Raw genomic sequence first — 17004 nt, 5'->3', positions numbered from 1 at the left:
ATGCAATTATGAACAATGCATGGCAAATTTTATTAGTAGAAGATGACGACCATATTCGTATTACGCTACGTACCATGTTAAGTCAGCAGGGATATTTGGTGACTGCCGTTAATAATGCCGATGCGGCATTTCAGGTAGCCAGAGATTCTAAACTGGATATCGTGTTATTAGATTTGGGATTACCCGATTTAGACGGAACACAATTAATCCCCATGTTAAAGAAAGTAAATCAGGCGGCCTTGATTGTCATTTCTGCACGAGACAAAGAGGAGCAAAAGGTCAAGGCTCTCGATGCAGGCGCAGATGATTATTTAACAAAGCCTTTTGGCGTCAGTGAATTGTTGGCGCGTATGCGTTCGGTGGTACGACGGCTTTCGCCCGCTCACACTCAAGACGCTATCTATAGCTACCAGCACGAGGACTTATCGATTAATACGCAATTGTGTGAAGCCTATTTACGAGAAAAGACGGTACATATTACGCCTGTCGAATGGCGTTTATTAACGGTATTGGTTAGAGAAACGGGTAAAATTGTGACGCACAGGCAGTTATTACGTGAGGTGTGGGGGCCGCATCATGAAGAAGATGGCCATTATTTACGTATTTATATGCGTCAATTGCGTCGTAAGTTAGAGAGAGACCCCACGCAGCCGCGTTATTTATTAAACGAGCCTGGTTTGGGTTATCGTCTAGCGACAGAGTAAGGTAGTGGCAACCAATCGAAAGACTAAATACGCACTAAAAGATATCTATCATAGAAGATATCATGCTAGTGCGTAAGTGCGTGTTTAGGAGAGTGTCCACTCAAAAGGAATACCATCACGGCCACGAAACGCCAACATTAAGGTTTCACGCATAAAAGCGAGATTCTCCGCAGTATAAGGCATCGCAGGGTGTTTACCCCACACAGGTTGTGGCCATGCGGCATCATTAGCATAACGGACAACATGATGGACATGTAGTTGTGGTACTAAGTTACCAATCGTTGCAACATTCATTTTTTCGGCACGGAAGTATTTAGCGAGTTGTTCGCTGACCCATGACGATTCGCGTAATAATTGGTGTTGGTCGCGTACGGAAAGCTCATAAACTTCACGAATATTAGGTACACGAGGAACCAATACCAACCAAGGATAATGCATGTCGTTCATCAGGCGACAAGTACTTAACGGAAAGTCACCTAAGGGTAGGGTGTCTTCGGCTAAACGTGGATGCAGTGTAAACATAACTGTTCCCAATAAATTTTTATCGTCTTTAGGTGTGGCGGTAGTGAATTATCATGTGTCTTGCCATACGGAACAAGATGTATGCGTCACCGCAATAATCCATACGCTATATACTGCTAAACCTTGAATGATACTAGGTAATCACACCCAAAAATCAGCAGCTCATCAAATAGTTGGCACATCATAGCGTAACGTGTCGTTAAATAAACACTAAACGCATATGAATGGCCTAAAAAAAAACCCGCTAACAGCGGGTTTTCAGAATTTGGCGTCCCCACGGGGATTCGAACCCCGGTTACCGCCGTGAAAGGGCGATGTCCTAGGCCTCTAGACGATGGGGACCTACTGGTTCGTTCAGGATGTGGATTTGGTGGAGCTAAGCGGGATCGAACCGCTGACCTCTACAATGCCATTGTAGCGCTCTCCCAGCTGAGCTATAGCCCCGAATGCATCACATCGTGAGGCGCACATAATATTTATCCATGTCATAATTGTCAAATGCTAGATGCAAAAAAACAATGCGTTTGCTTGTTTTATAAGCGCATTTTGCTATCTTTTCAGTCATCTAGTTGTAATAGGTCATTATTTGCGCCAATCGCAGTCAGATTATCGCTGACCACCCGTTCGTGACAAAAGCGTAACAAGTAGTGACTGCCGCCTGCCTTAAATCCTGTGCCAGACAAGCCTTCACCGCCAAAGGGCTGACATCCTACCTGCGCACCAATTTGATGACGGTTAATATAAAAATTACCCACTTTGATATGTCGTTGTACATAATCTAAATGTGCGCTAATACGACTGTGCATCGCAAGGGTTAAGCCATAACCCGTTCTATTGATGTGTTGCACGACCTCGGCTAATTCGTTTTGCTTCCATGTCACGACATGCAGAATCGGGCCAAATACCTCTTGATAGGGAAGGTGTTCACGGTCAATAACAAACACCTGTGGCGCAACATAATAGCCCTTTACACAGGCAGGACTGAGTGTCGCTTTGAAGTGACGATGAGCAACAGACATTAAGTGTTGGCAATAATGTTGTAAATGTGCCTGACTCTGAGCATCAATCACTGCACTCATATCGTGGCGAAATCGACAACTATGGCCTATACGCCATGTGTTGAGTACGCCTTCTATCCCTTTTAATACGTGGTCGGCTATTTCTTTTTGTAGCCAGAGTACGCGTAGTGCCGAACAGCGTTGCCCTGCACTGTTAAACGCCGAGTTAACGGCGTCTTGAATGACTTGCTCCACCAGCGCCGAGCTATCGGCAATCATGGCGTTGATGCCACCTGTTTCTGCAATCAAGGGTAAGATGGCAGCTTGTCGATGGGCAAGTGCCTGATTAATGGCCTGTGCACTGTGCGTAGAACCTGTAAACACAACCCCTGCGAGTAAGGGATGTTGTAATAACGGTGCAGAGAGTTCTTGGCTGCTCCCAAACAGCAGTTGTAATAGGCCTTGTGGTAGGCCACTGTGCTGCCATAATTCAACACAGCGTTGAGCAATAAACGGTGTCTGATGTGCAGGCTTAGCAATCACTGCATTACCCGTGACTAAGGCAGCCGCGATTTGACCGATAAAAATAGCTAATGGAAAGTTCCACGGACTAATACAAGCAAAAATACCGCGTGGCATTAACTGTAGATAGTTCGCTTCGCCACTGATATGAGGTAGTTGATGAGTTTGTTGTAGTCGTTCGGCTTCTTGAGCATAGAAATAGCACAAATCAATCGCTTCTCGCCATTCGCCTAACGCATCTTCTAGTATTTTGCCAGCCTCCATCATCAATAAATACAGTAGCTCAGCTTGGTACTGTTGGAGTTGTTCCGCCATCATACGCAAACAATCAGCACGGCTAGTCACAGGATAGCATCGCCAGTGCTGAAAGGCTTTTTCCGCTACGACATACGCATTATCGACATCATGTGCGCTATGCGCATGCACCGTTCCCAATATACGGTGTTTATCAACAGGGCTATGTCTGGTTTCGCCCAATAAATGTCCTGTTGAGGGATATTGACCCGCAGTCCATGTTTGATGATGAAAGCGAATGAGCTGTTCTCTTAGTTCCGCTAATCCATTCATGTCTGCTGGGCTGATACCAACACTGCTTGGGCGTGGTAAAAATAAATCAGAGGGTTTAGCTAGCTTAGGGTGTGGTGCAATTTTACCTTCTGCTAAACGTGTGACGGGGTCTTTAGTTAACTGTTCACTGGTTATATGATGATTTGCTAGTTGATTGACAAAAGATTGCGAACTGCCATTTTCGAGTAATCGACGTACTAAATAAGGCAGTAAGGTATCAAATCGGCCTATGGGGGCGTATATGCGTGTTGGTCGATGACAAGCCTCCCCAAAAGCCTGATGAATGTTATCACCCATGCCAACAAGGTGTTGAACTTCGTAGTCGCGGTCAAGGTCTTGAGCCACAATGTCTAGCCAAGCTAAGGTGTGCGCATTGTGAGTCGCAAACTGTGGCCAAATATGGGTACTGTGTTTGAGTAATTGGCGTGCACAATGCAAATAGCAAATATCGGTATGCAATTTACGGGTAAATACAGGATAGTCGCTGAGGCCTAATTGTTGGCTACGTTTGATTTCATAATCCCAATAAGCGCCTTTGACTAAACGAATAGCTAAACGTTGGCCTGTTTGATGGCTCAGTTTGATTAACCAGTCAATCACCGCAGGAGCACGTTTCTGATAAGCCTGAACAGCAATGCCTAAGCCGTGATAATGCTTAAACTCAGGTCGTTGCACAATATCCGCATATAAGGCCAGACTTAGCTCTAAACGCTCACTTTCTTCTGCATCAAAGGTAATAGGAATGCCAGCCTCTGCGGCAAACTGTACGAGTTTGAGTAGTTGTGGTACTAATTGTTGTTGAAGCTCAGCCCAGTTTTTGGCTTCATAACGGGGATGCAAAGCCGATAATTTAATCGAAATACTGTCACGATGAATTAATGTATCAGTACGTTGGTGGGTGGCCAAATACTCCAAGGCGGATTGGTATTGTTGCCAATACTGTTTTGCATCGGCATCTGTTTGTGCGGCTTCGCCTAAACAATCAAACGAGTAACGAAAATCAGGTTGACGTAAGGCCAATGCTTCGGGAATGGTCTCTGCCATCACAAATTGTTTAGCAATTAAATGAATACCTGTACTTAAAGCGGGGCGAATGACGCTATCACCTAATTTTAATAAAAGCTGATGCCATGCGTCAGGAAAGTTTTCTTCTTGTATAAACCGACGCGCTAAATTCAGTGCTTTATTGGCCCATACCAAGGTCATACCCGAGTTATCTTCATCTAAAGACCAATCGGCTGTGGGCAACAAGCTATGGATTAACGCATTACGATTAACACTATCTGGAATACGTAATAAGGCTTCAGCTAAGGTTAATAAAATTCGACCCTCTTTACTGTCTAAACGGTATTGTTGCAAAAACTCGTTAAAGAGAGGGTGATGGCCATCACGTGCGTGGTTAATCAATTGATTAGCAAGGAGATTGACTCGTGCTCGTTGCGCTGTATTAAGTCCTGCATTCCCATAAATAGCTGAGACAAGCAGCGCCTCATCGGCAAGATAACTATCACGTAATGATTGAAAGTCATAAGCAAATTCGGGCAGGTCATGTAAGGGGAGCATAAGGTGTCTTCCTAACAATGAACATATACGTGTCAAATTGCTGGCCATAGCGTGGCCTATTTTTCTATTTAGTTAAGACGGAACTTTGGCTAATGCAAGCCAAAATATCGCCATCTATGTGGTTGTGGATACAGATAAGTCGTTTGTGCATTTGATATTACTAGGAAAAAAATATCAAAATTGGACGACACAGCGTAAAATAGACGGTCTTATCGCGCACCGTTTTTTAGACCATCACAAGGCTCATGCGCCTTGAGGTTAAGACCAGCGACAGAGACAGTATGACGTAATGCCAGTCAGTTAAGCCATTTTTGCTGACTTCGACTCCGCTCAGTCAACGCAAAAATGCGCCCTGAGCTTGGCCAGCCCTGAGCCAGCCGAAGGGTCGAAGAGCAGTTTTTAAGTGCCAGTTTTTCTTAACTGACCAGCATTAGACAGTATGACGGCATCATTGAACTGACATTAGCGAGTTTGCATGAATAATCTGATTGACAATGCGGCAAAAGCCTTAGTGAAGCAACATTTAGACCATTTGCATCAGCCGACAGAAGTGGCTATCACGCCTGAGCGCAAAGCAGAGTTGATTGCCAAAATTAAACGGCTATTGATAGAAAAAGATGCGGTATTAGTTGCACATTATTATACCAGTGATGACTTGCAAGCACTGGCTGAAGAAACGGGAGGCTGTGTCTCTGACTCCTTAGAAATGGCGCGTTTTGGCAATAAACAGACTGCCAAGACGCTGGTCGTGGCGGGGGTTAAGTTTATGGGGGAAACCGCTAAGATTTTGAATCCAGAAAAACGCATTTTAATGCCTACCCTAGAAGCAACCTGCTCGTTGGATTTAGGCTGTCCTGTTGATGAGTTCAGTGCTTTCTGTGATGCGCATCCTGAATACACGGTCGTGGTCTATGCCAATACCTCTGCGGCAGTGAAAGCACGTGCAGATTGGGTAGTGACCTCCAGTATCGCAGTTGATGTCGCTGAGCACTTGGCGGCTCAGGGGAAAAAAATCATCTGGGCGCCCGATAAACACTTAGGCAATTATGTACAAAAAGTCACAGGTGCAGACATGCTATTGTGGGATGGTGCTTGTATTGTTCATGAAGAATTCAAAGCACGTGGGGTTTTGGACTTAAAACAAGTGTACCCTGACGCGGGGGTGTTGGTACATCCTGAGTCACCTGAGTCGGTGGTTGCAATTGCAGATGCCGTTGGCTCAACCTCACAATTAATTAAGGCTTCTCAAACCTTGCCAAACCCACGGTTTATTGTGGCGACTGATAGGGGTATTTTTTATAAGATGAAGCATGCCAGCCCACATAAGGAATTTATCGAAGCACCAACCGCAGGTAACGGTGCAACGTGCCGCTCATGTGCCCATTGTCCGTGGATGGCGATGAATGAACTAGAAAACTTGGCACATGTCTTAGAAACAGGCAGTCAGGAAGTCTTTGTTGAGCCAAGTTTAATTCCTAAAGCATTGATTCCATTACAGCGCATGTTGGATTTTGCAAACAGTAAACGCTGAGAAAATAGGCAGTTGATTGTCTCAAATGCAAAAAAAAGTTGACGAGGCTGCCTGTTATGCATATCATGCAGCCCTCGCTTGAGACAACATCAAAAACGGTCTCTTGCAGTAAGTCGGGGCGTAGCGCAGTCTGGTAGCGCATCTGTTTTGGGAGCAGAGGGTCGTAGGTTCAAATCCTACCGTCCCGACCAACTTACATAAAGAACCTCGCGCTCGTAGCTCAGTTGGATAGAGCATCGGCCTTCTAAGCCGAGGGTCGCAGGTTCGAATCCTGCCGGGCGCGCCATGTGTCCAGTTAGATAAAAACTCCTCAATGGTGGTCGTAGCTCAGTTGGTAGAGCCCCGGATTGTGATTCCGGTTGTCGTGGGTTCGAGCCCCATCGATCACCCCAATTCCAAAATATTATCTTCTAATTTAACCACTTATCGTAAATTTTGAGATTTCTATTTACTTTTCTATACTCTTTTAGTATATAGCCGCTCCTTGACTATTCTAGGTCTGCGTAGGACTAGTGTTGATGCTAGTGTATGAGTGTATCAGACAATTCCTAAATGGGACTCTCATACAGAGATGATGTGGCACAAGCTATGACGCAGGGTGAAAACAAGTCTGCTTGTCAAATACCCAAAGCGAATAGCAATACCTAGTTTCTGATATATATAGAGGTGACTATGTCTAGTGGCAAATCAGATGACTTTGAGTTAGACGATGCGTTTGACGATGATGCAGGTGATTTTGATAACGATGATGTTAGCAAAAGTAACAATGTAAAAAATTCGTTAACGAAGCGTCGTGTGATTGATGACATCCTTGAAGAGCGTCGTTTACAGCGTAAAATCAAAGATTATGATTACGACTTAGATGATGATGAGTAGTAAAAAGCCCGTAGTGACGGGCTTTTTATTTAGAGGCTGTTACTATTTTGCGTGTAAACGACGGCCAAAAATCAGCAGACCTTAATCTACGTTGACACTATCTTGCAAACCACCCATTGTTTGCCATCGATTAACGATTAAGCAAAATAACTCAGCCGTTTTTTGGGCATCGTATAAGGCTGAATGCGCTTCGGCATTTTGAAAGTTAAGGCCTGCACTAAAACAGGCTTTCGCTAATACCGTTTGTCCAAACATCAGACCTGCCAAGCTAACGGTATCAAAGACCGAAAAAGGGTGAAATGGATTGGCATTTTTGAGATTTGTCCGTTCTACGGCAGCTTTTAAGAATTGCAAATCAAAGTTCGCGTTATGCCCAACCAGAATACATCGATTGCATTGTGCGAGACGTTGTAGCCGTTTGAGTTCGGCAAACATCTCTTTGAGCGCATTTTTTTCTTCTTGAGCACCGCGTAAAGGATTAAACGGGTCAATGCCTGTAAACTTGAGTGCTTCTGGATTTAACACAGCCCCCGCAAAGGGTTCGATATGTGCATGAAGTGCAGCTAAAGGCTTGAGTATGCCATCTTCCATCGTGAGGGGAACGGCAGCAATTTCTAATAGACCGTCTGTAGCGGCATTAAAGCCTCCCGTTTCGACATCAATAATCACGGGATAAAAGCCACGAAAACGGGCTGCAATTGGAGGTTTGCCGTCCATTAAAGTACTCGCCATCCGATAGTACCACCTGCCCGAATGGGAACAACAACACTTTGGCCAAAATCATAGTTATTAGGCACTTGCCACTCTTCTTTTACTAAGGTAATCGTGTCGTTATTTCGAGCTAAACCATAAAAGTCTGCTCCATAAAAACTGGCAAAACCTTCTAGTTTGTCTAGCGCATTCATTTGCTCGAAGGCTTCGGCATACAGTTCGATAGCCGCATGAGCCGTATAAGACCCTGCGCAGCCACAGGCAGCTTCTTTGGCATGAATCGCATGCGGCGCACTGTCTGTTCCCAAAAAGAATTTAGGGTTACCTGAGGTTGCCGCCGCTAATAAGGCCTGTTGATGTGTTTGTCGTTTTAAGATGGGCAAACAATAGTAGTGTGGACGAATACCCCCAACTAGCATGTGATTGCGATTAAACAATAAGTGATGAGCGGTAATAGTCGCGCCAATATGGGCAGCAGCACCTTGCACGAATTGTACGGCATCGGCGGTGGTAATGTGTTCAAGTACGATTTTTAAGTTAGGAAAGCGTTGTGTCAATGGCATTAAAATGGTATCGATAAAGACTTTTTCGCGGTCAAAAATATCAATGTCGGCATGTGTGACTTCCCCATGTACCAATAAGGGCATATCATGTGCGGCTAATTGTTCAAGTACGCCATATACGTTTTCTAATGAAGTGACCCCTGCATGGGAGTTAGTCGTTGCGCCTGCGGGATAGAGCTTGACCGCTTGAACTTTGCCAGAGGCTTTGGCTTTAGCAATCTCGTTGGCATCGGTTTGGTCGGTTAAATATAATACCATCAAGGGTTCAAAGAGGGATGCACTGGGGCGTGCAGCAATAATACGCTCATAGTAAGCAACAGCCTCATCCGTTGTTTTGACAGGCGGTACTAGATTGGGCATACAAATGGAACGGCCAAAATAACGTGCAACATCGGGTACGGTACTTTGTAACGCGATACCATCACGTAGGTGGATATGCCAGTCATCTGGACGAGTGATTGTTAAATGGGTAGTCATGCGGCAAAAACACTCTATAAATTAAGATAAAAATACAGGTGAAATGCTACTCGAACTAGGCTATTTTTAGAAGCAGACTTTAGAGTCTGTTGATGTTTTGCATCTAAGCCACTTGGCAGCTAAAACACGATAACAATAACACACAGTCTAGGCTCAAGCTGCGCGTACAGCACGTGCAACAAAGTCTAGCACTCAGTAAAAATTAAGAGAACTTTATGCAAGTTGGTGACAATACTGCGCCTGCAACCAGTCTGCCACATCCGATTGCGGCATTGAGTCAAGAACCTCTCGCCCAAGAGCGCACGGCAATTATTGAGTTATTAAATGATAATGGACGTTTACGCGGTGCATTGCCACATAATATGGAAAAAGACTATCGCCAGTTAGTCATCCAACGCGCAATTTCTGTCATGCAAGCTAACCGTTGGACAACCATTCTATTTTATTTGTTTATTGGTTTGATTACCTATCAACAAGTACATTATGTGGCTAATCCTGCCTATTTGCAGCAGGAGATGATGATTTGGTTAGCTATTTATTTAATGGGCGGGGGAGTATTTGCTGCAATAGGGGCTTTGGTTTATAACCCTAAACTCGACCGTTATTATTCTTACTACATGGGGACGGCTTCATTTTTAGGGTTATGTGGCATGATTGTCGCGTCGTCGGCTTTTCACAGTCCCTATATCAATCAACAAGCCAGTTATTTGGTCATTTTTATTTACATGCTGGTGTACAGTTTAGCCAGTTTGCGTTTAGTTGTGGCATCACTGATTGGCATTTTTGCCTCGTTTTTGGCATTAGCGGTCATTACCACTTTTCATTTGCCCGTGGATTTTGGTCAATATGCCCAATATACGGGCTTATCGAATGTGATTGGTTTTGTGATTGCCTTTATGATAGACCAGCGTGACCGTCGTGCTTTTCTACAAGCGAGACTCATTGATATCGAGAAACAACAACTGAATCAACTGAGTCAAGAAATGGCGCGTATTTCTCAGGAAGATGGCTTAACAGGATTAGCCAATCGTCGACATTTTAATGAAACTTTAGCGCGGGAATGGGCAATAGCCGAACGCGAACAGTATCCTGTTTCCTTGATGTTTATAGATGTTGACCATTTTAAGCCTTATAACGATACCTACGGCCATTTAGAAGGCGATAAAACCTTGAGCCGCGTTGGACGTACCTTAAAAAAAATGGCTAAACGTCCTGCCGACTTAGCGGCTCGGTATGGTGGCGAAGAATTTGTATTGTTGTTACCCAAAACCGATATTGACGGTGCTTACGTACTTGCGCAAGAGGTACAGGCGGCGATTGATGCGTTGGCGATTCCCCACAAAAGTTCAAAAGCGGGTAAATATGTTTCGGTGAGCATTGGATTATCTTGTGTGATACCAAACGACAATAACAGTATTACCACGTTGATTGACCAAGCAGATGAAGGCGTGTATGCCGCTAAAAAAGCAGGGCGCCATCGTATTCGTATTTTCCCTGTGCCTGACGTCATGCCTGTCCGTAAAGAGATAAATACAGATGGTCTAAAAGAAAACAAAGGGATTTGATTAAATAATAGACAATAGGGCGTTTGTACTGGCATGTTGCGTGAAAATCATCACCGTCTGCGTGCAATGTCGCGTAGAATATGTGCCGTTTTTAGCGGGATAACTCAGTGAATATCCACATTCGCGTGGCTACTGCCACATTGAGATTAAGAGTATTGCATGATGGCCGATATTAAAAAAGTTGTTTTAGCGTATTCAGGTGGTTTAGATACCTCCGTGATTGTCAAATGGTTACAAGAAAATTATCAGTGCGAAGTCGTTACCTTTACTGCTGATATTGGCCAAGGTGAAGAAGTAGAGCCTGCACGCGCCAAAGCACAAGCTATGGGTGTCAAAGATATTTATATCGAAGATTTACGCGAAGAATTTGTTCGTGATTTCGTCTTCCCCATGTTTCGCGCGAATGCCATTTACGAAGGCGAGTATTTATTGGGTACATCGATTGCCCGTCCATTAATTGCGAAACGTTTGGTTGAAATTGCCCAAGAGCAAGGCGCAGATGCGATTTCTCATGGCGCAACAGGTAAAGGGAATGACCAAGTACGTTTTGAATTGGGGGCTTATGCGTTAACACCTAATATTCGTGTGATTGCGCCGTGGCGTGAATGGGATTTAACTAGCCGTGAAACATTAATGAATTATGCGGCCAAACATCATATTCCCATCGACTTTAACAAAGCAGGTAAAAAATCACCTTATTCTATGGATGCAAACTTATTGCATATTTCTTATGAAGGCGGTGGTTTAGAAGACCCCTATTGGGAGCCAGAAGAAGACATTTGGCGTTGGACAGTTAGCCCAGAAAAAGCACCTGACCAACCAGAATATGTTGAATTAACCTATCGTGGTGGCGATATTGTTGCGATTAACGGCACAGAAATGACACCAGCCCAAGTATTAACGCAATTAAATGCTTTAGGTGGTAAACACGGTATTGGTCGTTTAGATTTAGTCGAAAATCGTTATGTGGGGATGAAGTCACGCGGTTGTTATGAGACACCCGGTGGCACGATTATGATGAAGGCTCACCGTGCCATTGAATCGATTACCTTAGACCGTGAAGTCGCACATCTGAAAGATGAATTAATGCCACGTTATGCCAGCTTAGTGTATAACGGTTACTGGTGGAGTCCTGAGCGTCAAATGTTGCAAACCATGATTGACGATTCTCAGCGTTATGTAAACGGTGTTGTTCGCGTTAAACTCTACAAAGGTAATGTCTATATTGCTGGCCGCAAATCGGATGACTCTATTTTTGATGCCAACATTGCGACCTTTGAAGATGACCGTGGGGCATACAACCAAAAAGATGCCGAAGGTTTTATTCGCTTAAACGGTCTACGTTTACGGATTGCCGCAGGCAAAGGCCGTAAGTTATTGTAATATCGCCTTTAACACAATTCTCTCTAGTAGAATTGCGCTTAAGGTAGATGAAGACGGTATTTGCCGAAGGGTAAATACCGTTTTTTTTGGGGGAATTTTTTGTTGTGTTTAAGCATATTTTATTAGTTGAAGACGATGAAGCCATTGCACAACCCTTAATTTATACCTTAGAGCGAGAAGGTTGGCAGGTAGTGTGGAGTCCGTTAGCATCTCACGTGATGCCTTTATTGGCGCAGCATGAGATTGACTTTATTATTTTAGATGTGGGTTTGCCTGATGGGAATGGTTTCGACGTTTGTCGGCAGATTCGCCAGCATTATAATACGCCCTTATTATTTTTGACGGCGCGTAATGAAGAAGTAGAGCGTATTATTGGTTTAGAAATTGGTGCTGATGATTATTGTGCTAAACCTTTTAGTCCGCGTGAGTTGATTTCCCGTATTCGTGTCATTTGGCGGCGAGTCGCTGAAAAAGTCATCACACCCCCGATAGTATCAAATAGCACGCCGCAGGTTTGGTTGTATCAACCCGAAAAGATGCAAATACATTACTATGGTCAAGCACTTAATTTAACCCGTTATGAATACCGTTTATTGGAAGTGTTAATTCGCCAACCTGAGCGAGTATTAAGCCGACAACAATTGATGCAAGCGGCGTGGGAATATCCAGACCACAGTTTAGAACGCACGATTGATACCCACATTAAAGCATTACGCCATAAATTAAAAATGATTCATGATGAAGACGTGATTGTCACGCATCGTGGTGTGGGTTATAGCTTGATAAAAAAATAAGATAAGGATAAACGGGTGTCTATTTTTCTGCGTATTTGGCTCGCCTTTGCCGTTGTTTTAATGTTGGGAGCGTATTTCACCATTAACTTATTACAAGAACAAATTAAGCCCAGTGTCAAACAAGCGATTGAAGATACGCTTGCCGATAATGCCAATATTATGGCAACTTTGCTAGCCAAAGACATTGCTCAAGTCAGTACTGCTGAATTTCGGCAGCAAATGCAGTCGGTTTGGCAACGTCAGCTCGCTGCACAAATTTGGCAGTATCAAAAACAACACATTACAGAACACCTGTATATTACCGATGCCCAAGGAGTGGTATTGTACGACTCGTTAGGTAAAGCGGTTGGCCAAGATTTTTCGCGTTGGAATGATGTCAGACGTACATTGTCAGGTCGTTATGGTGCAAGAACCACACGCCTCGAACCCAACAACGAGGCAAGTTCTACCATGTATGTGGCCGCACCTATCATCTATCAAGGCCGATTGGTGGGCGTATTAACCTTGTCTAAAGAAAGCCAAAGCCTACAGCCCTTTATAGAACAAGCCCAACAAGAAATGCTTCAACGTGGCTTATTGGTGGTCTTATTAGCGTTGATATTAAGTGCTTTAGTCGCATGGTGGTTAAGACAAGGTATTTATAAGGTAGCGCAATATGCACGTCAGGTTACGCGTCCCCATCAATCTTTAGAGTTTTGGGCGGCTAAAGAACTGAATAGCTTGGTCGCAGCGATTGACCAATTACGAACCGATTTAGAAGGAAAACACTATATCGAGCGCTATGTACACACACTGACCCATGAACTAAAAAGTCCGTTAACCTCCATAAAGGCGTGTGCCGAGTTATTGCAAGAAGAATTAGCAAGCAAAGATAGACAGCGTTTTAGTAGAACTATTAGTCAACAAACACAAAAACTACAACAACTGGTAGACCGCTTATTGGTATTAGCGCGTTTAGAACAGCGCGCACCTTTAGAAAGACAACACGTTGACTTATTGAGTGTCATGCAACACATTTTAGACCATCAACAAGCGCGCATCAGTACCAAAAAACTAAGCGTTACGCTCAATATTGCCAGTCATACCATGATTTATGCAGAGCAATTTTGGTTAGAGCAGGCCATCACCAATATTATTGATAATGCGTTAGATTTTAGCCCAGTACACGGCGCATTGAATATTTATACACAAGCTCAAGAAAATGGATTGATGTTAGTCATTGAAAATAAAGGCACGCCCGTTCCCGATTATGCTTTAGCACATATTTTTGACCGCTTTTATTCTTTAGCTAGACCCGATAGCCAACAAAAAAGTACAGGTTTAGGGCTGACATTGGTCAACGAAGTGATGCAACAACATCAAGGGCAAGTGAGCGTGACTAATATAGAAGAGGGGGTGAGGGTCGTATTGACATTTAGTCACCCGCCTAAAGTAGCAACACGCTAGGCTGCGCTGTTTATTTGCTCGCTTGCGCCGCTAACCATGCAGCAAACGCCTGACGCTCGGCAGCACTGGCTCGTTGCCAAATGTCTTGCAGTAATTGTAAGTTGGCTGAGCTATTCGAAGCACTGGTAGTCGGTGAGTCATTTTCACCTTGAAAGGCTTTGCCAATACTATCGACGAGGGAAGCCTCAGCATAAGACTTAATTAGTATCGCATGTTGGCTAGTACCAGAGACTTTATCAATCAGTTTGATATCGGGTTGTTTAGCAAACTCTTTGGCAGCGTCATAACGCTTAGGTGGTGTTGTAATCAGTTGATATTGACCATTGGCCTGAGCTGTGAAACGCAAAACCATCGGTTTAGATTTGACGATATCGTGGTCATCTGAACCGAGTTGAAATAGTTGATTATAACGTACACTAATCACATGCTCGCCCGCATCTAATGACAGCTTCATCGCCCGCGTGCCAAAAAAGCTACTTTGTTCTTGTCCGTCTATACTCAGTACTTGAATCATATCGGGTACATCTAGTGTTGCTTTGCTACTGACACTCAAAGGGGGGGTATCAGCACCGTACACGAAATTTGCAACCCCTAACAATTGACTTGTTAAGATTAAGATGTTTAATAATGGATTAGACATTCACTTTCCTAAAACGACGATATAAACCTAATAGGGTGACAGAAAATAATGACAACAGAGTGACAGAGCCAGAGCCAGCTACACTACCTGTGGTCTGCTCTTGTAGACGTTGCTGACTGACTATCGTTACTGTAGCATCGTTTGAAGAGCTTTTATCGATATCATAAACAATGTATGTGAAGCTATCATCAAATGGTGCTAACGTATTATTGGGATAATAGGTCAGTTTTCCACCCAAGCAGGTCAACTCTTCTGTTTTTCTGTTAGGACAAATACCTGACTTTTCGGCAACAATACGGCCATTTTTGGGCTCAGTCACAATCCGAATATATAAACCATTATTACAACGGACATCGCCATCAGTACAAAGTTTGCCATATATTCCATCATTATCGTCATTGTCATTAGCAGTAATATTTAGTGCTAGATTAGAACGACCTGCTTCGAGTAGATAAGAGTCATTCATGGCATTCGGTGTACGATTAACAATGCGGAAATTTAGCTCACCTTCAGTAGATATCTTATTTATGGTGTCCGTAAAGCGATAGACACATTTTTGTTCTTGTCCAATATCTTGCGTAACACCTTTGGTATCAATCTTCAGTAAGGGATATAAGTTTTTAGTCTCTTCGGTATCATTCCGATGCTTAAAACTACAATATTCATTACCGCTGATGATTTCAACATCATATTGACCATTACTCAACTTTCTAATGGCTCCCCGTGCATTTTCAATAGTATCCTCTGGGTTATCAGTTTCACTTGGGATGTCATTTTCAAGGACATTTAACTCTATAATGCGGTCTAAACTTTTTTCGTTAGTGAACGTAAGATTTTTGTCATAAATCGCAGTTGCAATTCGGCGCTCAACAGAACCAATATCACATTTAATATTGACCGCAAAAGACGTATTGCTATCACGTTGATCGATACGTTGAGTACACTCTGTAGGGGCTTTATCTAAAATGTATTTAGAAGTTAATTTAGGCAGATAAGTCTGTGTCATGCCGCCATAATATCCTAAAGGTGTAAATTCTTGTTCGAAAATATCGTCTGTGACATTATCAAGGTTATTGGTATTAGCTGCGCTTAAGGTTGTTTGTAGTTGTGGGCAGGTTGTTAGTACATTCTCAAATGTATTAAATGTCCCAATAAAGTTGAGTTTATTGCTACCACTACGCTCTATACATCCTAAACCATTATTAAATGCAATGGCTGTGTTACTAATACTAATCGTTGATATTTTTTGATAAGCAATAACGGGGGCAGTATTGTTTTTGACTAGGGTAGAGTGGTCGATAGTTAGCACAGTGCCAAATCCAGCATTGCTGAGGTCTAAAATGCCCCCTTCCACCTTGCCAGTATTTTGACCTACCGTACTTAAACTCATATTAACAGCTAAAGCACCACAACCATCGATAATATTTTTACTATCGATACTTCCATTATTGATAATACTAGAGCGAGTTATATTTAGATTATGTGTGGCAGCTCCTAAATCGTTCGCACAAGACATGCTTACCATAGCCCCTCGGGGGGAGATATTATTTTCTATGGTACTACTGTTCATTGATATAGAAGAAAGGTTACCTTCTAAATAAAAAACGCCGCCAGCCTCTGTTGCTTTATTTTGTTTAGCAATCGAATTATTAAATAAAACTTGTCCACCAGCGAATACAGCGCCACCTAATGAGGCTTCGCCTTTACTCAGAATTAAATTATACAAAGAAATAGCCGCACCACTTTTAGCGCTATTAAAGAGTCGGTGTCCACCATTAGTGGTAATTTCGGTTTGAGGTAAAATCCGTTTTGCTTTATCTGGGTTAATAGAGTCATAAGTCTCTTTATCTATAGGGTTTATACCTTCTACGGAAAGACTCCGTTCGATAACAAGCTCTCCCTTAGTTAATAGGTATGTACCTTTTTCTAAACTAATAATATTAGTTAAATAACGGTCACCAGCACGACAACCACCAAATGCCTTTAAGGTATTAATAGCATGTACGGCTTCTCTTAATGAACAATTAGCAGTATTTTCTCCAAACTCATCAACAACCGTAGTCACAGGAATTCTAATGGCTGCCTCGGCTTGTACAGCCAATAATAAGGGCAATAAAGCAAGATATTTTAGTGTTTTCATTA

The 17004-nt window shown here is 43.2% G+C and carries 13 protein-coding genes and 5 tRNA genes; 10 read left to right on the top strand and 8 right to left on the bottom strand.

From position 1 onward, the window contains the following. Positions 1–8 precede the first annotated feature (8 nt). A complete protein-coding gene (locus C8N29_RS08550; protein ID WP_107865643.1) occupies positions 9–704 on the top strand; it encodes a response regulator in 696 nt (231 codons plus the stop codon). 84 nt (positions 705–788) lie between these two features. On the opposite strand, the gene C8N29_RS08545 is transcribed toward C8N29_RS08550, so the two are convergent. The 4 genes from C8N29_RS08545 to putA all read right to left on the bottom strand — a co-directional run bounded on the left by C8N29_RS08545 (position 789) and on the right by putA (position 4876). Next, a complete protein-coding gene (locus C8N29_RS08545; RefSeq protein WP_107865642.1) occupies positions 789–1226 on the bottom strand; it encodes an HIT domain-containing protein in 438 nt (145 codons plus the stop codon). Between the two features lie 266 nt (positions 1227–1492). Continuing rightward, a tRNA-Glu gene (locus tag C8N29_RS08540) sits at positions 1493–1568 on the bottom strand. Positions 1569–1594: 26 nt separating this feature from the next. Beyond that, positions 1595–1670, bottom strand: a tRNA-Ala gene (locus C8N29_RS08535). A 113-nt stretch (positions 1671–1783) separates the two neighbouring features. After that, entirely contained in the window at positions 1784–4876 is a 3093-nt protein-coding gene (gene putA, locus C8N29_RS08530; RefSeq protein ID WP_170106935.1) for a bifunctional proline dehydrogenase/L-glutamate gamma-semialdehyde dehydrogenase PutA, read from the bottom strand. A 475-nt stretch (positions 4877–5351) separates the two neighbouring features. On the opposite strand from putA, the gene nadA reads away from it, so the two are divergent. From nadA to C8N29_RS08505, 5 genes are all read left to right on the top strand, one after another. Continuing rightward, positions 5352–6407: a quinolinate synthase NadA gene (gene nadA / locus C8N29_RS08525; RefSeq protein WP_107865640.1), complete on the top strand. Its 1056-nt coding sequence runs from the start codon at positions 5352–5354 to the stop codon at positions 6405–6407. A gap of 114 nt (positions 6408–6521) precedes the next feature. Beyond that, positions 6522–6598, top strand: a tRNA-Pro gene (locus C8N29_RS08520). Positions 6599–6616: 18 nt separating this feature from the next. Further along, positions 6617–6693, top strand: a tRNA-Arg gene (locus C8N29_RS08515). A 30-nt stretch (positions 6694–6723) separates the two neighbouring features. Next, positions 6724–6799 (top strand) — tRNA-His (locus C8N29_RS08510). Between the two features lie 280 nt (positions 6800–7079). After that, on the top strand, positions 7080–7283 hold the full coding sequence (locus C8N29_RS08505; RefSeq protein ID WP_107865639.1) for a PA3496 family putative envelope integrity protein: 204 nt from the start codon (positions 7080–7082) through the stop codon (positions 7281–7283). A gap of 81 nt (positions 7284–7364) precedes the next feature. Here the strand turns inward: C8N29_RS08505 and rnt are convergent, their stop codons facing one another. Both rnt and pyrC read right to left on the bottom strand, forming a co-directional pair. Next, positions 7365–8015, bottom strand: coding sequence for a ribonuclease T (gene rnt, locus C8N29_RS08500; protein ID WP_107865638.1), 651 nt, complete (start codon positions 8013–8015; stop codon positions 7365–7367). Further along, complete coding sequence (gene pyrC / locus C8N29_RS08495; RefSeq protein ID WP_107865637.1) at positions 8000–9034, bottom strand: dihydroorotase; 1035 nt, start codon at positions 9032–9034, stop codon at positions 8000–8002. Before pyrC ends, rnt begins: the two co-directional genes overlap by 16 nt. Before the next feature lie 215 nt (positions 9035–9249). Between pyrC and C8N29_RS08490 the strand changes: the two genes are divergently transcribed. The 4 genes from C8N29_RS08490 to creC all read left to right on the top strand — a co-directional run bounded on the left by C8N29_RS08490 (position 9250) and on the right by creC (position 14222). Next, the gene (locus tag C8N29_RS08490) at positions 9250–10599 is read left to right on the top strand and encodes a GGDEF domain-containing protein (RefSeq protein WP_107865636.1); all 1350 of its coding nucleotides are present in this window, start codon (positions 9250–9252) and stop codon (positions 10597–10599) included. A gap of 162 nt (positions 10600–10761) precedes the next feature. Continuing rightward, on the top strand, positions 10762–11982 hold the full coding sequence (locus tag C8N29_RS08485; protein ID WP_107865758.1) for an argininosuccinate synthase: 1221 nt from the start codon (positions 10762–10764) through the stop codon (positions 11980–11982). Positions 11983–12086: 104 nt separating this feature from the next. Further along, entirely contained in the window at positions 12087–12776 is a 690-nt protein-coding gene (gene creB / locus C8N29_RS08480) for a two-component system response regulator CreB (protein WP_239987018.1), read from the top strand. A 15-nt stretch (positions 12777–12791) separates the two neighbouring features. Next, positions 12792–14222: a two-component system sensor histidine kinase CreC gene (gene creC, locus C8N29_RS08475; protein WP_107865634.1), complete on the top strand. Its 1431-nt coding sequence runs from the start codon at positions 12792–12794 to the stop codon at positions 14220–14222. A 10-nt stretch (positions 14223–14232) separates the two neighbouring features. On the opposite strand, the gene C8N29_RS08470 is transcribed toward creC, so the two are convergent. Next, positions 14233–14862: a DUF2057 domain-containing protein gene (locus tag C8N29_RS08470; RefSeq protein WP_107865633.1), complete on the bottom strand. Its 630-nt coding sequence runs from the start codon at positions 14860–14862 to the stop codon at positions 14233–14235. Then, the gene (locus C8N29_RS08465) at positions 14855–17002 is read right to left on the bottom strand and encodes a CSLREA domain-containing protein (protein ID WP_170106934.1); all 2148 of its coding nucleotides are present in this window, start codon (positions 17000–17002) and stop codon (positions 14855–14857) included. Before C8N29_RS08465 ends, C8N29_RS08470 begins: the two co-directional genes overlap by 8 nt. Positions 17003–17004 lie beyond the last annotated feature (2 nt).

Source organism: Agitococcus lubricus (assembly GCF_003051055.1).
Classification (GTDB): Bacteria; Pseudomonadota; Gammaproteobacteria; order Pseudomonadales; family Moraxellaceae; genus Agitococcus; species Agitococcus lubricus.
The sequence above is the reverse complement of the archived record's forward strand: the minus strand, read 5'-3'. Positions and strand labels throughout refer to the sequence as shown.

Bases quoted from the DNA above. Each gene is read 5' to 3' on its own strand.
- C8N29_RS08465 (WP_170106934.1), bottom strand. From the start codon at position 17,002: ATGAAAACACTAAAATATCTTGCTTTATTGCCCTTATTATTGGCTGTA.
- C8N29_RS08490 (WP_107865636.1), top strand. From the start codon at position 9,250: ATGCAAGTTGGTGACAATACTGCGCCTGCAACCAGTCTGCCACATCCG.
- pyrC (WP_107865637.1), bottom strand. From the start codon at position 9,034: ATGACTACCCATTTAACAATCACTCGTCCAGATGACTGGCATATCCAC.
- rnt (WP_107865638.1), bottom strand. From the start codon at position 8,015: ATGGCGAGTACTTTAATGGACGGCAAACCTCCAATTGCAGCCCGTTTT.
- nadA (WP_107865640.1), top strand. From the start codon at position 5,352: ATGAATAATCTGATTGACAATGCGGCAAAAGCCTTAGTGAAGCAACAT.
- C8N29_RS08470 (WP_107865633.1), bottom strand. From the start codon at position 14,862: ATGTCTAATCCATTATTAAACATCTTAATCTTAACAAGTCAATTGTTA.
- C8N29_RS08505 (WP_107865639.1), top strand. From the start codon at position 7,080: ATGTCTAGTGGCAAATCAGATGACTTTGAGTTAGACGATGCGTTTGAC.
- C8N29_RS08545 (WP_107865642.1), bottom strand. From the start codon at position 1,226: ATGTTTACACTGCATCCACGTTTAGCCGAAGACACCCTACCCTTAGGT.
- putA (WP_170106935.1), bottom strand. From the start codon at position 4,876: ATGCTCCCCTTACATGACCTGCCCGAATTTGCTTATGACTTTCAATCA.
- C8N29_RS08550 (WP_107865643.1), top strand. From the start codon at position 9: ATGAACAATGCATGGCAAATTTTATTAGTAGAAGATGACGACCATATT.
- C8N29_RS08485 (WP_107865758.1), top strand. From the start codon at position 10,762: ATGGCCGATATTAAAAAAGTTGTTTTAGCGTATTCAGGTGGTTTAGAT.